The sequence below is a fragment of the Bacillus sp. LNXM12-1 genome, assembly GCF_003004375.1.
In the GTDB taxonomy this organism is placed as follows: Bacteria; Bacillota; Bacilli; order Bacillales; family Bacillaceae; genus Bacillus.
In genome coordinates this window covers 787,440-805,916 of the sequence record NZ_PVWX01000001.1, presented here as the reverse complement: position 1 = coordinate 805,916, position 18,477 = coordinate 787,440, and the positions used below count along the sequence as shown (strand labels likewise).

Here is an 18,477-nt window from a genome sequence, read left to right as displayed (position 1 = left end):
AGAAAGACAAAGAGCGTACACACATGACGCTCTTTTTTTATATAAAATACAGACAAATAAAATTAAATGTCTAGACATTTAAAAATAAAAATATATAATATTAAATGGAAGCGCTTTTATTACAACAATGGGGTGAGAGAAATGAAACGTATTTTATTAGCATGCAGTTCAGGAATGTCTACGAGTTTACTAGTTACAAAGATGAAGGCTCATGCCGACTCAATAGGGGACGAGGCAGAAATTTGGGCAGTTGGGCAAGATCAAGCGAGAAAAGAAATGGCGAATGCGGATGTTGTGTTAATTGGACCGCAAATGAGCTTTTTAAAAGGGGATCTTCAAAAAGAAGCAACAAAATACGGGATTGCAGTAGAGGTCATAGATATGCAGGCGTACGGGCTTGCCGATGGACAAAAAGCGTATGAACAAGCCGTTACATTGATGGAGGAATCGTAAAGAATGGAAAAGAAAACACTCGAAGGGCTCACAGAGGAACAAGTCAGTTTTCAATTGATCTTACACAGTGGAAATGCACGCAGCAAATTGCTTCAATCTCTTAAACAATTTCGAGAAGGTCAAGAAGATGAGGCATTTGGTCTCATGAAAGAAGCGGAAGAAGATTTACGTCATGCTCATGGTATCCATTTTCAACTCGTGCAGCAAGAGGCAGGCGGGGAGAAAACGCCTTTCTCCTTATTGCTCATGCACGCCGAAGATCACTTAATGTCCACCATTACGATCAAGGAGCTTGTGGGAGAGCTCCTGCCGATTTTCCAATCGCTTAAACAATAAAGGGTGTAAACAAGGGGGGAAACCAATGTTTGATAAAATAAGTGCCATTTTGGTTCCGATTGCTGGGAGATTGAACAACAACCGCTATTTAGGCGTATTACGGGATGCTTTTATGCTTGCGTTCCCGCTCACCATTTTTGGTTCCATTATGGTTGTGCTAATGAATTTGCCATTTTTAGATAAAATCATGAGTCAAACCGCACTGGAAGGAGTCCAGTCTGCACTGAATATCGCGCCAAGTGCGACCATCAGCATTATGAGCGTGTTTGTTGTATTTGGGATTGGCTACTATTTATCGAAAAGCTATGATGTGGAAGCTGTATTTGGCGGCGTGATTGCTTTAGCCTCTTTCTTGCTTCTGACGCCATTTTTACTAGAACAAGAAGGCGGTGCATCTATTGCAGGTGTGATCCCAGTCGATCGTTTAGGAGCAAAGGGGATGTTCCTAGGAATGATCACAGGCTTTTTGTCTGCTGAAATTTATCGTTATTTTGTCCAAAAGAAATTTGTCATCAATATGCCGCAAGGGGTTCCGCCAGCTGTTTCAAAGTCTTTTGCTGCACTGATCCCGGCTACTTTGACACTCACAACCTTTTTACTGATCAATATCATCATTACACAAGGCTTCAAAACAAACATGCATGACCTGATTTATCATGCCATTCAGGCGCCGCTTGTTGGACTTGGAAGCGGTATCATCCCGACCTTGATCGCTGTTTTCTTTATACAAATTCTTTGGTTCTTTGGGCTCCACGGCCAAATTATTATCAACTCTGTCATGGACCCGATTTGGAATACATTGTCCATTCAAAACCTAGAGAGCTACACAAAAACTGGTGAGGTTCCGAATATCATCAGCAAGCAGTTTATCGAAATCTATACGGTTGGCATGGGCGGAACCGGTATGACGCTGGCTGTTGTGTTTACGATTTTAATTTTCCTGAAAAGTAAGCAATTAAAACAAGTAGCAAAGCTCGGCTTAGGACCAGGATTATTTAACGTCAATGAACCGATTATTTTCGGTTTACCGATTGTCATGAATCCACTTATTCTCATTCCATGGATTTTGGCGCCAATGGTCATTACATGTATTTCTTATTTTGCGATGGCAACAGGCATTGTACCGCCGCCGACAGGCGTGAATATTCCATGGACGGTGCCGATCTTTATTAGCGGAATAATGGCAACAAATTCACTAGCGGGCGGTCTGCTTCAGCTGTTTAATCTGATGATTGTGTTTGTCATTTGGTTCCCGTTCCTGAAGTTTATTGACCGTATGAATGTGAAGAATGAAAAAATAACCCCAACGGAAAAAACGAAGACAACAAACATCAAAGGCGAAGGAGACTCAATACATGTCGATGGAAAATAACAAGCAATCATATACATTTCCAGAAGGTTTCTGGTGGGGATCTTCTGCCTCTGCCACGCAAACAGAAGGCAGTGTCCCTGGAGATGGTAAGGGACCGAATATTTGGGATCATTGGTTTGAACAAGAGCCGACTCGTTTTTTTGATGGTGTAGGCCCAAACGTGACATCCCAATTTTATCGAAAATATAAAGAGGATATCCGTCTGATGAAAGAAATTGGGCACAATTCATTTCGGCTGTCCATTTCATGGTCACGTCTTTTACCTGAAGGGAAAGGTGTGGTCAATGAAGAAGCAGTATCTTTTTACAATGATGTGATCAATGAACTGATTGCACATGATATTGAGCCGTTTGTGAACCTGTACCATTTCGATATGCCAATGGCGCTGCAGGAAAAAGGCGGATGGGTGAACAGACAGGTAGTAGATGATTATGTCAGCTATGCGGAATTGTGCTTTCAATTATTTGGCGACCGGGTGAAAAAATGGTTTACCCATAATGAACCGATAGTTCCTGTAGAGGGCGGGTATATGTATAGCTTTCATTATCCAAACGAAGTCGATTTCCAAAAGGCTGTACAGGTCGGTTTTCATGAACTTTTATCAAATGCTAAGGCGATTGCGGCTTATAAAAAGCTGCAGCAAGGCGGGAAGATTGGCATCATCCTAAATCTAACCCCATCTTATCCGAGAAGCCAGAATCCGTGCGATGTAGAAGCAGCTGAGATGGCTGATGCTTTCTTTAACCGTTCCTTCCTAGATCCTGCGGTGAAGGGACATTTCCCAGAAAAACTAGTAGAGGTCTTAAAGAAAGAAGGCTTTATGCCAAGTATTGAAGAAGGAGACCTTGAGCTCATTCAAGAGAATACCGTCGACCTCCTTGGGATCAACTATTATCAGCCAAGAAGAGTGAAAGCGAAAGAGCATATGCCGCATCCGAAAGCACCATTTATGCCAAATCATTATTTTGATGCGTTTGAAATGCCGGGAAGAAAAATGAATGTGTATCGAGGCTGGGAAATCTATGAAAAAGGTATTTATGATATATTGAAAAAAGTTCAAACAGACTATGATAATATTGAATGCTTTATTTCTGAAAATGGAATGGGTGTCGAAGGAGAAGAGCGGTTTAAGGATAAAGAAGGAATGATTCATGACGATTACCGCATTGACTTTATTTCTGAGCATCTCAAATGGGTGCATCAAGCCATTCAAGAAGGAAGTAATGTAAAAGGCTATCATCTGTGGACGTTTATGGATAACTGGTCATGGTCGAATGCCTATAAGAATCGTTATGGATTTGTCTCAGTTGATCTTCAAGAAGACGGGAAACGAACCATCAAGAAAAGCGGATACTGGTTTCAATCGGTATCAGAGAATAACGGTTTTTAATCAAGATACTTGCTCTTTCCTGAAAAGGGCAAGTATTTTTCTTATGTGACGGTAAGTGGATGAAACAAAAATGGCTGGTACCTTTTAAGCTCACTAGGCTTAGTGTAGAATGAGAGGAAGCTATGAAAAAACAAGTCAGTTGGTGGTGTGAGATGAAAAAGTACGAACTCATTTCAGAAGAAATCAGAAAACGAATAGGAACAGCTTATTATCCAGAAGATCAACCCATTCCAGATGAAAACTCGCTTGCCGCTGAATTTCAATGCAGCCGAATGACGATGAAGCGTGCGCTCGATCTTCTCGTAGCAGAAGGTCTGCTCTTTAGAAAAAGAGGCCACGGCACATTTATTGTGAAGGCAGCGCTAAACCAAGGGGCTATTAATGTATCTGGTCATGAAAATAAAGGATTCACGAAAGTCATGGCGGACAAAAACGTCACGAGCCAAATCATTCGCTTTGATGTCCATTTTCCAAGCGAAGAAGTGGCAGCCCACCTATCCATTGACTTAACCACACCCGTTTATGACATCATCCGGCTCCGCCTCGTGGATGAGGAGCCATATGTATTAGAAAAAACGTTTATGCCGGTCAATGTCATTAAGGGCATAGATGAAGAGGTTTTATTGGGATCGATTTATGGCTACATATCAAATGAACTCCATTTAAAAGTGGCAGGAGCGCACAAGAAAATTAGAGCGGCTAAATCAGATGAGCTGGACCAGCAATATTTAGGCTGTGACCCAACGGATCCTGTGCTCGAAGTCGAGCAGGTTGCTTATTTAAACACAGGCCGCCCGTTTGAGTACTCCTTTAGTCATCACCGCTATGATAAGTTCGACTTTTCAACGGTTGAAATTACGAAAACAGGACGTTAAAAAAAGAGCAGAACCCCCGAGGGAGACTGCTCTTTTTTTATTTCATTTTATATATTCCACCAATGATATCCGTCTTTTTCTAGAAGCTGATCGGCTTCTTTTGGTCCCATTGAACCAGCAGGATAATTTGGTTTTAATGTTTTGTTTTCTGCCCATTTTTCAGAAATCGGATCAACAAAGTTCCAAGAAAGCGCCACTTCATCCCAGTGAGCAAAGTTCGTTGCATCGCCTAGCAAGCAGTCATGAATCAGCTTTTCATATGCTTCTGGTGTATTCATGATGTCGTTATAGTTTGTTTGGTAGTCGAGCTTAATCGGTTTCGCATACGTACCGCCATCAAGCTTGCGAGCGTTCAGGTGAAGGGTAATGCCTTCATCTGGCTGAATGTGAATGACGAGTAAGTTTGGATGCATGGAATTTCCGTTTCCATAGTACAGGTTCATTGGAATGTCTTTAAATTGAACAACGATTTGAGTAGATTTCTTTTCTAATCGTTTTCCTGTACGAATGTAAAATGGCACCCCGGCCCATCTAAAGTTATCAATGAGCAGCTTCCCTGCAACGAAGGTTTCTGTGTTTGAGTTCGGGTCTACATTTTGCTCTTCAAGATAGGAAGGAACCATGCTGCCATCAACCGTACCAGCATCATACTGTCCGCGGACAAAGAATTGATCGACCTCATCTTTAGAGAAAGGACGAAGAGCGCGTAATGCTTTCCGTTTTTCGCTGCGGATCTCCTCTGTATTCAGCTTAATTGGCGGCTCCATTGCTAAAAGTGCCACCATTTGAAGCATATGGTTTTGGACCATATCTCTTAGTGCACCTGAACTTTCGTAATAGCGAGCCCGGTCTTCAACCCCTAATGATTCACTAGATGTAATTTGAATGTTTGAGATATATCGGTTTGTCCAAAGTGGTTCAAAGATGGCATTCGCAAAACGGATGACCTCAATGTTTTGAACCATTTGTTTACCGAGATAGTGGTCAATACGATAAATTTGATCTTCAGAGAATGCATCTCGAATTTCTTCATTTAATGTTTTGGCACTTGGCAGGTCATGGCCAAATGGTTTTTCAATGACAAGTCTTGACCAGCCGGTTGTTTTTGATACGCCTTCACTTTTTAGGAACTTCGCAATCGTTCCGAAGAATTCCGGTGCCATCGCTAAATAGAACATCCGGTTATTTGGGATACTGTACGTATCTTCAAGGCCTGCTAAAAGTGTGTTAAGCGATTGATAGGAAGCAGGGCTTGATACGTCAAAGTCGTGATAATAAAAATGCGAACTGAATTCCTCTATTTTCGCTTCTGCATCATCAGAAGAAACAGATTCTTTCACCACAGCTCTGAGATCCTCATGAGACCACGGACGGCGTCCAACACCGACGACGGCGAATTGATCACCAAGCTTTCCGCTATGAAAAAGTCTATGTATAGAAGGGTAGAGCTTGCGTTTGGCAAGATCTCCTGTTGCGCCAAAAATGACAATGACTGCTTTTGGATTGTTAGTTTCTGTATTCACGAAAAGTACCTCACTTTATTCGTAGCATTGTTGTAAAAACCGAGATTGTATGTACATTTTCTTTATTTTAAAGGTTCATTGTTCGTAAAGCAAACATTTGATTCGACTTTTTCTGCTCTCGTTTGACTTTTTTCGAAAATTCCGCTGAATTCACATTTACCTTGTCTTCATGTATTCTATATGAATGAAGATATTGTATACCGGCTTTAGGAGGAAAAGTAATGGAACTGCTCTTTTTAGGAACAGGTGCAGGCATTCCTGCAAAAACTAGAAACGTCACTTGCACTGCGCTAAAGCTTTTAGAAGAAAGAAAAGCAGTGTGGCTTTTTGATTGCGGAGAAGCGACGCAACATCAAATATTACATACAACGATTAAACCGAGAAAGATCGAGAAAATATTTATCACTCATATGCATGGTGATCATGTATACGGTCTCCCAGGACTGCTTGGCAGCAGATCCTTTCAAGGCGGAGAGGATGAACTAACGATCTATGGGCCTAAGGGCATCAAAGCGTTTGTGAACGCAGCACTTTCAGCTACACAAACGCATTTGACATATCCGCTGCATATCATAGAGATAGATGAAGGGATCATATTTGAAGATGATACCTTTCAAGTAGAAGCAAGACGAGTATCTCACGGTATTCCAGCTTACGGCTATCGGGTAGTGGAAAAAGATGTACCAGGTGCATTAAAAGCCGAAGACCTGAAAGAAATCGGTGTAAAACCTGGACCTTTGTATCAGAAGTTAAAAAATGGGGAAACCGTGACACTCGAAGATGGAAGAATCATTGATGGAACCGATTATTTGGAACCCCCTAAAAAAGGGAGAATCGTTGCATTTTCAGGAGATACCCGTTTATGCGAGAATATAACAAGGCTTGCCAAAGATGCGGATGTGTTAGTCCATGAAGCAACATTCGGTAAAGAAGATGCTGATCTAGCCTACAATTATTATCACAGCACGACAGAACAAGCAGCGAAAACGGCGCAGGAAGCAGGCGCAAAAAGATTAATTTTGACCCATATTAGTGCACGTTACCAAGGAGAAGAGGCACTGAAACAACTATTGAAAGAAGCCCGCGATATATTCCCGCTGACAGAAGCTGCACATGATTTCTTTTCTTTTTCCATTGACCGCACGCTGTAAAAATTGGATGAATCGTCAAAAAAAGTTGTGTGATTTTTTTGATATTTATAATGACTCTCTTTTTCAGGTAGTGGTAAAATGGTGAAGAAAAAACAAATGACGAATGAAACTATGAAGAATGAAACTATGAAGAATACGGGAGGCACAATCAAAGATGAGCGGTTTTACAGCGTTAAGTGAAGCAGAATTAAATGACCTATATGCAGCACTACAAAATGAGTACGAAACTTATAAAAGTAAAAACTTACACTTAGACATGTCTAGAGGAAAACCTTCACCAAAACAGCTCGATTTGTCTATGGGCATGCTCGATGTTGTGACATCAAAGGATGCGATGACTGCTGAAGATGGCACAGATGTGCGAAACTATGGCGGCTTGACAGGGCTTCCTGAAACGAAGACATTTTTTGCAGATGTACTCAATCTGAAGCCAGAACAAATCATCATCGGCGGTAATTCCAGCCTTAATATGATGCACGATACCATTGCCCGTGCCATGACTCACGGCGTATATGACAGCAAAACACCTTGGGGAAAGCTGCCAAAAGTAAAATTCCTTGCACCAAGCCCAGGATATGACCGTCACTTTGCCATTTGTGAGCTATTTAACATAGAGATGATCACAGTCGATATGAAGGCTGATGGACCTGATATGGATCAGGTAGAAAAATTGGTCGCAGAAGATGAAGCGATTAAAGGCATTTGGTGTGTACCGAAATATAGCAACCCAGATGGCATTACGTATTCAGATGAGGTTGTTGACCGCCTCGCTTCTATGAAAACAAAAGCAGACGACTTCCGCATTTTTTGGGATGATGCATACGCAGTCCATCATCTAACTGATACGCCTGATACGTTAAAAGATATTTTTCAAGCAGTAGAGGAAGCAGGGCACCCAAATCGTGTGTTTATGTTTGCGTCTACTTCTAAAATTACATTCCCAGGATCAGGTATTGCACTGATGGCGTCTAGCCCGGACAATGTAAGCTTCACTCAAAAGCAATTATCGGTTCAAACGATCGGACCAGACAAAATCAATCAATTAAGACATCTTCGTTTCTTCAAGAATCCAGAAGGCTTGAAGGAACATATGAAAAAACATGCAGCGATCATTAAGCCAAAGTTTGACCTCGTTCTTTCCATTCTTGATGAAACACTTGGCGGGAAAGACATTGCTGAATGGCACAAGCCAAATGGCGGATATTTCATTAGTTTAAATACGCTCGATCATTGTGCAAAAGCTGTTGTGCAAAAGGCAAAAGAAGCAGGTGTTACAATGACAGGTGCAGGCGCGACATATCCTTATGGAAAAGACCCGCTTGATCGTAACATTCGCATTGCGCCAACGTTCCCAACACTTGAAGAGCTAGAGCAAGCGATTGACATCTTTACATTATGTGTTCAGCTTGTCAGCATTGAAAAGCTGCTTTCTAAAAAAAGTCAGTCTGCTCCAACGGCATAAAGAAAAGAAAACTCCTTGACTGATAACTAGTCAAGGAGTTTTTGTTTTTAATTGGCTGTTTGATAATAGGAAACAGGTTGTTTGGCTGCGCACCATACATCATAGATCGCAAGCTGCACAATATGCGGTTCATCATGATGAATATAGTGCGAGCTGTTCTGCGCCTGAATCCATCCGCTTTGGGATGACAAAGACAGCATCCGTTTATGAAGTCTGAGCCAAGCTTCATGCGCTGGATGAAACAATCGGCTCTTACCTGAGGAAATGACAAGGAGCGGCATCATCCCATAATGGGTTTGCTCCTCTTTCATTGTACTTAGCATTTGCTGAAAGTCCTCATGTGTACATTCTGCTGTGAATTGCGCCATATATGAGGTGCGTTCTTCCTTTGATAAAAGCGGCAGGATGACCTGTTCTTGCTCCTCACTTGCTGGGTCTAACATCACCATGCCAATGACGTCATCTCCTCTGCGACTTGCCCATAACCGGCTGACAAGAGAGCCAAATGAGTGAGCCACAATGAGAAAGGGTGGCTGAATATTGGCTTCTTCTAGCAGCGCATCTAAATCATCTGCAAGATCATGCAATGTTCTTCCTTCACTGCTGTCACTGCTCTTTCCATTTCCTAATCGATCGTATAAGAAAACCCCAAGCTCAGGATCAATATCGCGGGCCATATTCGACCACGTATCACCCGAAATGCCGTAGCCTGCTTCAAAGATAATGGTGGCTTGCCTTTTGCCTTGACGATGTTTTGTATAAAAATGATGTCCATCTATATGATACATTCTTTCAATCATTGCCGAGTTCATTCTTCCATCTCCTCTAAGTGGTTCTTTAGCTAAAAGACGGCACAAAAGGCTGATATGTTTCTCTTAAAAACAAAAAAGATGCCTATTTCAAAAAATAGACACCTTTTTTCTATGAGCTTTTACCAAGCGCGATCATATTGACGCGGGCCTTCGATAGATGTACGAAGTTCTTGAGCAGCTGTTTTTGGAAAGTATGGATCCCGTAAAAATTCTCTGCCTATAAAGATTAAGTCTGCACGCTGATTTCGTAAAATTTCCTCTGCCTGTACACCAGATGTGATCAGACCGACTGCCCCTGTTTGAATACCGGCACCTTCTTTTATTTTTTCTGCGAAGGTCACTTGGTAGCCAGGGAATGTGTTGATTTTCGCCTGTACGACAGCGCCTGAGCTGACATCGATTAAGTCGACACCTTGTTCCTTCAGCCATGTAGCAATGCCAATGTAATCTGCAATATCAAGTCCTTTTGTCGTGTAATCAGAAGCAGACACACGGACAAATAATGGTCCGTCCCATACTTCATTGACTGCATCGATGACTTCTCTTAAGAAACGATAACGGTTCTCTGGTGAACCGCCATAGTCATCTGTTCGATGATTTGCCAGCGGTGAAAGAAATTCATTGATCAAATAGCCATGCGCCCCATGAATTTCAATGATGTCAAAGCCGGCCTTTTTTGCTCGGACAGCTGCATCCTGAAACGCCTGAACGGTATCTTTGATTTGATCGATAGACATCTCGGCAGGGGTTTTAGACTGTTCATCAAATGGAATGCTTGATGGTGCCAGGATGTCACCACCTAGTTCAGCCTTACGCCCTGCATGAGCCAGCTGGATAGCTGTCTTGGTTCCGTATGCTTTGATTTGTTCGTTTAATGAAGCAAATCCTTCAATGTGCTCATCACTCCAAATACCGAGGTCTTGATCACTAATTCTTCCCTCGGGAGAAACAGCACTTGCCTCCACCATGATCAGGCCAGCCTGACCTTGGGCACGGGAAATATAATGCGTAAAGTGGAAAGGCTGTAATTTCCCATCATGGTCATAGGATGAATACATACACATCGGGGACATCACGATGCGGTTTTTCAGTGTAACACCTTTTAATGTCCAAGGTGAAAAAAGTTTTGTTTCCAAATACCTTCGCCTCCTCATGGAATTGTATAGCCGATTATAACAGCCATTCAAACTTTCGTCATAAAAGGTGCTCAAAGAATATAGCTTTTATACGCGTTTTTGTATAATGGAGAGATAGAGACAACAAAGGGGGAAAAGGGATGAAATGGCAAACAGAGAGTGAACTAAAGGAACTGCTCACCGCTCTTATGCAGTATGAAAGCATATCGGGTACAACTGGAGAAGTCGCGTTAGCTGAATATTTATATTATTTGCTGAGGGAGCGGCCTTATTTCAAGCAGAACCCTGATCATTTGGCTTTGCATCCGATGAAAGATGGCCGGTATTATTTAACGGCGCTTGTAAAGCGCAGCACGCTGCCACGTACCGTTTTGCTGCTTAGTCATTTCGATGTCGTCGATACAGAAGATTACGGTGAATTTCAAAACATGGCATGCAAGCCAGAAGAGTTAATGGCGTCATTTTCTCAAAAAAGTGCGCTTCTCCCAAAAAGAGCAAGAGAAGATCTAGCTTCAGGTGACTGGTTGTTTGGAAGAGGTGCCATGGATATGAAAGCAGGTCTTACTGTACAGCTTTCTATGCTGGAAAGAGCGATGACAGAAACCTTTCATGGAAATGTCCTGCTCGTCACAGTCCCTGATGAAGAAGTGAATTCTCAAGGAATGCTTGAAGCTGTTCCGAAACTAAAGGAGCTTAAGGAAAAGCATGACCTTGACTATACCGCGTGCTTAAACAGTGAGCCCATGTTTGAAAAATATCCAGGTGATGAACACAAATATATGTATACAGGCAGTATAGGGAAGGTGCTGGCCGGATTTTTCTGCAAAGGAATTGAAACGCATGTAGGAGAGCCATTCTCAGGCTTAAATGCGAATTTTATGGTATCTGAATTAAACCGGCTGTTAGAGCTGAATAGTGATTATTGTGAGGAAGTAGACGGTGAAGTCACGCCGCCGCCCACCAACTTGATGCAAAAGGACTTAAAAGAAGCCTATTCCGTTCAAACACCTCACACAGCTGTTTCTTTATTTAATGTGCTGATGATGAATCGTTCAAGTGAAGAACTGCACGGGCTTCTCTATGACACTGCGAAACGAGCAGCAAACGAAATCGAGGCAAATCTCAAACAGAAAACAGTTGAATTTCAGCGCTTTAAACCTTTTACACCGATTGATACGAAGATTACGGTTCTCACGTATCATGAGCTGTATCAAAAAGCTGCAGAACGCTCAGGTAAACAGGAGGTTGAACGCATTGTTAACTATGCGTTCGCCAATCGAGGTGAGCTTGGAGATCGTGATTTTTCAACCAAAATCATCTCTGAGCTGACGACGCTTTGTAAGGAAGAAGGGCCGCTGATTGTTCTATTTTATAGTCCGCCATTTTATCCTGCGGTTTCTTCAACGGAAGATCCGCATATCCAAGCAACCTTAAAGAGGATTCAAATAGAGGCAAAAAAGAGTTATGGACTTGAAATAGAAGAAGTGAAATATTTCCCCGGATTGTCTGATTTAAGTTACTTACAGCTCGAAAAACAGGAAGTAGGTCATTACACGACCAATATGCCGCTTTATCAAAAAGGCTATTCTTTACCGGAAGGAGAAAAGGGAGCACTTTACGTTCCAGTTATTAACGTGGGGCCATTAGGAAAGGACCCGCACAAATGGACAGAGCGGCTGCACATCCCGTTCTCATTCGGCATTTTGCCAGAATTACTAGAATCAGCGATTCATGCTTTGTTAGAGAAAAAGTAAGTATATGATGAAGAGCCCTATCGTGATGATAGGGCTTTTATTTTTAAATAGACGATCCATCGACTTAGATAGAGTATGATAAAGAATAAGACTTACACTTATTTGAAGGGAGATTGTGAGGATGAAATGGAAACTGGAAAATTAACAAAAACATACATCATTACATCGCTTCAGGAAAGTATCCGTGAACTAGAAAAGCTAGTGGAAACATGTGATGAGCACACGCTAGATCAATCTTTGGGAGAGGGCAAGTGGTCGATCAAGCAAATCGCAGGGCATTTGTATGATACAGAAGAAGTCTGGTCAGAGCGGATAGAGCAGGCGATATCAGATGAGCAGACGCCTTTTCAATCGTATGATCCTGAAATATATGTGAAGGAAAGAGGCTATGAAAGGTATAACGAACAGGAGATCAAAGCACTGATCAAACGATTGAAAGAGAGAAGAAACAACACACTTTATCTATTAGAAAAGGATACATGGGAGCAATCGGGTGTGCATCCTGAAGAAGGGGTGATGACAGTGCAAATATTAGCTGAAACCATCGCTTTACATGAACAACATCATCTGGATCAAATCAAAGCCATCATGTCAAAGAGTGAACGATAGCAGTATGTAAAAAAGCACCTGTCATCAAAACAGGTGCTTTTCTCTATCATTTATACGTGCTTGCTGAAAACATTTCGTTTAATTCTGCTGCGCGTTTTGTTGCCGTTTTAACACAATCGACAACGGCTTCTTCAAATTGATAGGCAGCAAGTGTGTTCAGGCCGGCTTCTGTCGTTCCGCCTTCACTTGTGATTTCTTTGCGCAATTCAGCAGGTTCTTTACCGCTGCTTTGAAGCATGTTGGCGGCGCCCGCAATCATCTGGCAAATGAGTAACTTCGCTGTTGCTTGGTCCATCCCAAGTTCCGAGGCGCCTCGCTCCATTCCTTCAATCAAATGATAAATGAAGGCAGGGCCGCTTCCTGCAATAGCTGTAACAGCATTCAGCTGTGATTCATCCAATACCGTCACATGACCGATCGTTTCAAACAGCTCGATTGCTTTATTCTTTTGATCCTCTGTCACTTCTTGACTTACGGCAATGCCTGTTGCTGATTGCTGAATCGCCGCTGATGTATTTGGCATTGCGCGAACCACCGCAGTCTTCTCGCCAGCATAGTGCTGAATCGTTTCAATGGAGATGCCAGCTAAAATCGAAATGATCAACTGTCCTTGTAAATGAGGCCGCACATCAGATATCCCGCTTTCCGCATCTTTCGGTTTTAAAGCAAATACGAGAATATCCGCTTCTTCATAAATAAAAGAACGAGAGAAATCCGTTTTGACCCCATAACGCACCTTTAATTCTTCTAGACGTTTTTCATTCGTTTTGTTTGTGATAATAATATCTTCATTTGACATGATGCCGCTTTTTAATAAACCTTTTATCATCGACTCTGCCATCGAGCCTGCACCAATAAATCCAATTTTACTCATAAGCTGCTCCTCCTTGTAGAAAATAAAAAAACCTCTCGCCTGAAAAGGACGAAAGGTTTTTCGCGGTACCACCCTCAATTAGCATGCAGACATGCATACTCAGCTCTAGTCCCTTAACGCGGGAAACGTTTAGGTTTGCCTAACAGCTCAAAGGGCAGGTTCAGCAAATAAGAGGACGGTGAGGCCTTACAGCCGGCGGACCTCACTCTCTTTCATCATTATTTTGCTTACTAATCCTTGTCATCGCGCATCTTATATTTGTTGTTCATTATGCAACGATGGACAAGTTTGTGTCAATAGGGACAGATAAAAAAATTGACCGCCTAAACCGCATGACAGTCTGCCTTTTGCAAGATACAATGAATAAAGAAGACAGAGTTACAATGAACCATGAGTCAAAAAGCAGGAGATGACATATAAAAGTGAAAGAAGACATCATTCAATTATCCATCCCTACACCGTTTGCTGTTGGGGATGTACATGCATATATATTAAAAGGAGAAGCCGTGACCTTAGTGGACTGCGGGCCGATGACAGAAGAGGCGGAGCACGCCTTTGTCGCGCAACTACAAGAGCATCGTTTATCGATAGACGATATTGATCAAGTGGTGTTGACCCATCATCATGCAGATCATGTCGGTCTTTTAAATCTGATGAAACCTCATGTCCGTGTAATCGGACACGAGTTAAATGAGCCGTATATTAGCCAGGACCCTGTGTTTAAAGAGCGTCAAATTGCTTTTATGGAACGCTTTTTTCAGCAGTTAGGTGTGCCGCTTCGTCAAGGTGAGTGTGAAAGAATCGTGAAGCAATCTTATACATATTCCTGTACTGCACATGTAGATGACGTCATCAAAGAAGGCGATCGGTTGAAAGAGCATGAACACTTCTTCGTGATGGAAACACCGGGACATGCACAATCTCATCTTTCCTTTCTAGATGAAACAACGGGCCATTTCATTGGTGGAGACCTGCTTTTGACGACCATTTCCTCAAACCCGTTAATGGAAGCGCCGTTTGAAGGGGAGGAACGCCAAAAATCGCTGCTTCAATATAAAGCATCACTCAATCGATTATTGCATCTGCCAATCAAGACGATTTATCCAGGACACGGTGAGCTCATTACCTCTCATCATGAATTGATCGAAGAAAGATTTAAGAAACAAGAGAAACGGGCAAATACGATGTATCAGCTGCTCAAACGAAAAGAAATGACTGCCTTTCATCTTTGCCGCAAGCTATTTCCAGTGCTGTATGAAGAGGCCTTATTTTTAACGATGTCGGAGACAGTTGGGCAGCTGGATGTCCTCTTAGAAGCCGGGCAAATTGAAGAAGTGCAAAAAGACGGAATTCTCTATTACAGGGCAAACTAAGGAGTGAAACGCATGGGGAGATTAACAGGAAAGAGGATATGGATTACAGGCGCATCTGGGGGCATTGGTGAAAAAATGGCGTACTTGGCAGCAGAAGAAGGCGCAGAAATCATTATTTCAGCAAGACGAATCGAAAAGCTGACGGGTGTAAAAGAAAAGATTATGAGTGCTGGCGGGGTGTGTCACATCGTGGAGTTAGATGTCAGTCACCTTGAGGACATTGATCGCGCATATCAAGAAGTGGGGGCTGTTGATATTTTGGTTAACAATGCCGGTTTTGGTGCGTTTGACCTCGTTGAAGATGCGTCCATTGAGGAAATGGTGTCGATGTTTGAAGTAAACGTGTTTGGCTTAATCGCCTGCACGAAAAAGGTCATTCCAGAGATGAAACAAAGAGGACAGGGACATATTATCAATATTGCTTCTCAGGCAGGAAAGATTGCCACTCCGAAATCAGCCATTTATTCGGCATCAAAGCATGCCGTCCTTGGATTTTCAAACAGCCTTAGAATGGAGCTGGCAGACCTCGGCATTCACGTCACCACGGTGAATCCAGGACCGATCGCCACTGACTTTTTTATCATCGCCGATCGCAGCGGTGAATATGTGAAGAATGTTGAATTCATGATGCTTAGTGCGGACAAGGTGGCTGGGAAGGTCGTATCCGCCATGATGACGAAAAAAAGAGAGATTAATCTGCCTGGATGGATGAACGCTGGCAGTAAATTGTATCAATTATTCCCGTTTTTATTTGAAAAAGCAGCACGCAAAGCGATGATGAAAAAATAACAAAAAGAAACCGGTCGTGAGCTGGTTTCTTTTTTTGAGATAAGACGCCATTTTGACCGTCTTTTTATCTCCGCCTTGCCGCTTGCTGAAGCGGGTCCCACACACTGTTAAAAGGCGGGGCATAGCTAATATCTAAATCTTCTAGATCTGTTATGGTCAGCTGTTGGTAAAGGGCTGTTGCCATCACATCGATCCGTTTATCTACACCGTTTCTTCCGATGATTTGGGCACCGAGCAAGGTGTAGTCATCACTTCTGTAAATCAGTTTGACTTTCATTTTCTGCGCATCTGGAAAATATCCAGCGTGATCCGTACTGTCAATGGTGATGGTGGAATAAGGAATGTCAGCTGCTTGTGCTTCCTTTTCTGATAAGCCCGTTCGTCCCGCTGTCATGCTCATAAATTTCATGACTGCTGTTCCAGTCACGCCTTGAAACGCCCGGTTTGTTCCCGTCATATGAAAACCAGCGATTCTTCCTTGTTTATTCGCCGTTGTGCCGAGCGGAATATAATCTAGTGATTGTTTGATGCGGTGATAAGTTGCTGCGCAATCCCCGGCAGCATAGATGTCTTTTACATTGGTTTGCATGTATTCGTTTACAACAATGGCGCCATTTGGAAGACGCTTGATTCCTGTTTTGTCTAAAAAGGATGTTTGCGGTGTGACGCCGATGGCCATGATGACCATATCCGTTTTAATGGTTTGTTTGTCTGTTTGAACAGCTGTTACATGTGACTCGCCCTCTAATGTCTGCACGGTTTCCCCAAGTGTCACGTGAATACCTTGGGCATCCGCCTCTTCTTTCAGGTGCTTCGCCATATCGGGGTCAAAGCCCGGACCTAGTGTTGAACCCCGCTGAATGATATGTACTTTTTTTCCCAGCGCTTTTAAATTTTCAGCCATTTCTAAGCCAATATACCCGCCGCCAATGATGGTGACATGTGTGATATTTTGTTTTAAATGGTCTAAAATGGACAGCGCATGCGGAATGGTTTTTAATACGTGTACGCCTTCTAGCGGCTGATTGTCTAAACCCAGTGTGACGGGGCTTGCTCCTGTCGCAATTAAGAGGCGGTCAAAGCTTTCGGTAAATGGTTCTTTTGTTTTCGTATGATGACCTGACACCGTTTTTTGCTTTGGGTCAATGGAGGTCACGTCGTGTAAGCATCTAGCATCAATTCCATATTTGTCGCGAAAGGTTTCAGCGCTGCGTGCAATCAGCTTGCTGTGATGATCAATGAGACCGCCGATCAAGTAGGGAAGGCCGCACTGTCCATATGAGAAAATCTCTCCTTTTTCAAAAGCGACAATATGTGCCTCTGGATCCTCTCTATATATTTGCATAGCACAGCTCATTCCTGCTGCATCTCCGCCAATCATCACATATTTCATTTGGTGTGCTCCCTTCTATCTATCGAACTGAATACTCTTATTTACCCTCATTTTCCTTTTTTTAATGCTTTTTTTCGCAAAAGAAGCAAACTTTAGTTGAAAAATAAAGACAGCGCCTTCATTTTAAGCTACAATCGGATTATCGTCTTTTTGGTTACGAGTTTAGTGAAGATTGGTGGGAAAGACTTTGAGTGACACACGACTAGATTTTAATACTTTATATACACGGCATACAAGAGAGGCTTGGTCTGCTCTTGGGGAATATATGCCGGTATCTGTTTCAGAAGAGGAAGCGAGAGCACTTCAAGGATTAAATGACTATTTATCGCTTGAAGAAGTTCAAGATATTTACATACCACTTATTCGTTTTCTGACATTGCATGTCTTTGCAGAAAAACAAAAAAATCAGCATGTGAATGCCTTTTTAAACTACCCGCATCATGCGAAAATCCCTTTTTTAATTGGGATTGCTGGAAGTGTGGCTGTCGGGAAAAGTACAACGGCTCGTATCATTGAAACGCTTTTATCGAGACTTGGAGATGGGCTGAAAGTGAGTCTTGTGACAACAGATGGCTTTTTGTATCCTCAAAAAGAATTAAAGGATCGAGGACTCATGGAAAAGAAAGGCTTCCCGGAAAGCTATGATGTCAAAGCCTTGTTATCTTTTTTAAACGAATTAAAATCAGGCAAACAAACTGTTCATGCCCCGGTATATTCGCATCTGACCTATGACCGGCTTGAAGGGGTGTATGAAACAGTGGAGGATGCCGATATTGTCATCATTGAAGGAATCAATGTGCTGCAATCCCCAGCGCTGGATGATCTGAAGGATGAACCGCGTGTGTTTGTATCAGATTTCTTTGATTTTTCGATTTATGTAGATGCTGCTGAAACGCAAATTCAATCATGGTATAAAGAACGGTTCCGTTTGCTAAGGGAAACAGCTTTCCAAGACCCTGAATCCTTCTTTCATCAATACAAAGATTTGACGGATGAAGAGGCAGATCACATGGCAAGCACGATTTGGAATACCGTCAATCGCCCTAATTTATATCAAAATATTTTACCGACAAAATATCGAGCCGATCTCATTTTGAAAAAAGGTGATCAGCATAAGGTGGAAGAGATTGCTATCCGCCGAGTATAAAGAAAAACCGCTCAAACGAGAGCGGTTT

At 42.4% G+C, this 18,477-nt stretch carries 17 protein-coding genes and 1 other annotated feature; of the genes, 12 read left to right on the top strand and 5 right to left on the bottom strand.

Annotated elements, in window-relative coordinates:
* Nucleotides 1-141: 141 nt before the first annotated feature.
* The 5 genes from C6Y07_RS04185 to C6Y07_RS04165 all read left to right on the top strand — a co-directional run bounded on the left by C6Y07_RS04185 (nucleotide 142) and on the right by C6Y07_RS04165 (nucleotide 4,426).
* Nucleotides 142-453 (top strand): PTS sugar transporter subunit IIB, encoded by a 312-nt coding sequence (locus tag C6Y07_RS04185; protein ID WP_003215713.1) that lies wholly within the window; start codon nucleotides 142-144, stop codon nucleotides 451-453.
* A 3-nt stretch (nucleotides 454-456) separates the two neighbouring features.
* Complete coding sequence (locus C6Y07_RS04180) at nucleotides 457-789, top strand: PTS sugar transporter subunit IIA (RefSeq protein WP_060596797.1); 333 nt, start codon at nucleotides 457-459, stop codon at nucleotides 787-789.
* Between the two features lie 25 nt (nucleotides 790-814).
* Complete coding sequence (gene celB / locus C6Y07_RS04175; protein ID WP_034661207.1) at nucleotides 815-2,161, top strand: PTS cellobiose transporter subunit IIC; 1,347 nt, start codon at nucleotides 815-817, stop codon at nucleotides 2,159-2,161.
* Nucleotides 2,145-3,551 carry a glycoside hydrolase family 1 protein gene (locus C6Y07_RS04170; RefSeq protein ID WP_060596796.1) on the top strand — a complete coding sequence of 469 codons (1,407 nt, stop codon included), beginning with the start codon at nucleotides 2,145-2,147 and terminating at the stop codon, nucleotides 3,549-3,551. The genes celB and C6Y07_RS04170 overlap by 17 nt, the downstream gene beginning before the upstream one ends.
* A 152-nt stretch (nucleotides 3,552-3,703) precedes the next feature.
* A complete protein-coding gene (locus C6Y07_RS04165) occupies nucleotides 3,704-4,426 on the top strand; it encodes a GntR family transcriptional regulator (protein ID WP_034661205.1) in 723 nt (240 codons plus the stop codon).
* A 47-nt stretch (nucleotides 4,427-4,473) separates the two neighbouring features.
* Here the strand turns inward: C6Y07_RS04165 and zwf are convergent, their stop codons facing one another.
* The gene (zwf, locus tag C6Y07_RS04160) at nucleotides 4,474-5,949 is read right to left on the bottom strand and encodes a glucose-6-phosphate dehydrogenase (protein WP_034661204.1); all 1,476 of its coding nucleotides are present in this window, start codon (nucleotides 5,947-5,949) and stop codon (nucleotides 4,474-4,476) included.
* A gap of 221 nt (nucleotides 5,950-6,170) precedes the next feature.
* Between zwf and rnz the strand changes: the two genes are divergently transcribed.
* Entirely contained in the window at nucleotides 6,171-7,100 is a 930-nt protein-coding gene (gene rnz / locus C6Y07_RS04155; protein ID WP_034661203.1) for a ribonuclease Z, read from the top strand.
* 154 nt (nucleotides 7,101-7,254) lie between these two features.
* Complete coding sequence (locus C6Y07_RS04150) at nucleotides 7,255-8,562, top strand: aspartate aminotransferase type Ic (RefSeq protein ID WP_066030694.1); 1,308 nt, start codon at nucleotides 7,255-7,257, stop codon at nucleotides 8,560-8,562.
* Between the two features lie 47 nt (nucleotides 8,563-8,609).
* Here the strand turns inward: C6Y07_RS04150 and C6Y07_RS04145 are convergent, their stop codons facing one another.
* Nucleotides 8,610-9,374, bottom strand: a complete 765-nt coding sequence (locus C6Y07_RS04145) for an alpha/beta fold hydrolase (RefSeq protein ID WP_106048349.1) — start codon at nucleotides 9,372-9,374, stop codon at nucleotides 8,610-8,612.
* 119 nt (nucleotides 9,375-9,493) lie between these two features.
* The gene (gene namA, locus C6Y07_RS04140) at nucleotides 9,494-10,510 is read right to left on the bottom strand and encodes an NADPH dehydrogenase NamA (RefSeq protein WP_095285364.1); all 1,017 of its coding nucleotides are present in this window, start codon (nucleotides 10,508-10,510) and stop codon (nucleotides 9,494-9,496) included.
* A gap of 140 nt (nucleotides 10,511-10,650) precedes the next feature.
* On the opposite strand from namA, the gene C6Y07_RS04135 reads away from it, so the two are divergent.
* Both C6Y07_RS04135 and C6Y07_RS04130 read left to right on the top strand, forming a co-directional pair.
* Complete coding sequence (locus tag C6Y07_RS04135; protein WP_106048347.1) at nucleotides 10,651-12,264, top strand: M20/M25/M40 family metallo-hydrolase; 1,614 nt, start codon at nucleotides 10,651-10,653, stop codon at nucleotides 12,262-12,264.
* 126 nt (nucleotides 12,265-12,390) lie between these two features.
* Nucleotides 12,391-12,873 carry a DinB family protein gene (locus C6Y07_RS04130; protein WP_106156256.1) on the top strand — a complete coding sequence of 161 codons (483 nt, stop codon included), beginning with the start codon at nucleotides 12,391-12,393 and terminating at the stop codon, nucleotides 12,871-12,873.
* Nucleotides 12,874-12,919: 46 nt separating this feature from the next.
* Here the strand turns inward: C6Y07_RS04130 and proC are convergent, their stop codons facing one another.
* Nucleotides 12,920-13,747 (bottom strand): pyrroline-5-carboxylate reductase, encoded by an 828-nt coding sequence (proC, locus tag C6Y07_RS04125; RefSeq protein WP_106036842.1) that lies wholly within the window; start codon nucleotides 13,745-13,747, stop codon nucleotides 12,920-12,922.
* 41 nt (nucleotides 13,748-13,788) lie between these two features.
* Nucleotides 13,789-14,000, bottom strand: a binding site (T-box leader).
* Between the two features lie 169 nt (nucleotides 14,001-14,169).
* On the opposite strand from proC, the gene C6Y07_RS04120 reads away from it, so the two are divergent.
* Nucleotides 14,170-15,120: an MBL fold metallo-hydrolase gene (locus C6Y07_RS04120; RefSeq protein WP_106031027.1), complete on the top strand. Its 951-nt coding sequence runs from the start codon at nucleotides 14,170-14,172 to the stop codon at nucleotides 15,118-15,120.
* A gap of 12 nt (nucleotides 15,121-15,132) precedes the next feature.
* Nucleotides 15,133-15,909 (top strand): SDR family NAD(P)-dependent oxidoreductase, encoded by a 777-nt coding sequence (locus C6Y07_RS04115; RefSeq protein ID WP_106156254.1) that lies wholly within the window; start codon nucleotides 15,133-15,135, stop codon nucleotides 15,907-15,909.
* A gap of 64 nt (nucleotides 15,910-15,973) precedes the next feature.
* Here the strand turns inward: C6Y07_RS04115 and C6Y07_RS04110 are convergent, their stop codons facing one another.
* The gene (locus C6Y07_RS04110) at nucleotides 15,974-17,302 is read right to left on the bottom strand and encodes a CoA-disulfide reductase (RefSeq protein ID WP_106036840.1); all 1,329 of its coding nucleotides are present in this window, start codon (nucleotides 17,300-17,302) and stop codon (nucleotides 15,974-15,976) included.
* Nucleotides 17,303-17,489: 187 nt separating this feature from the next.
* Between C6Y07_RS04110 and coaA the strand changes: the two genes are divergently transcribed.
* Nucleotides 17,490-18,449 (top strand): type I pantothenate kinase, encoded by a 960-nt coding sequence (gene coaA, locus C6Y07_RS04105; protein WP_034661193.1) that lies wholly within the window; start codon nucleotides 17,490-17,492, stop codon nucleotides 18,447-18,449.
* The last annotated feature ends 28 nt before the right edge of the window (nucleotides 18,450-18,477 follow it).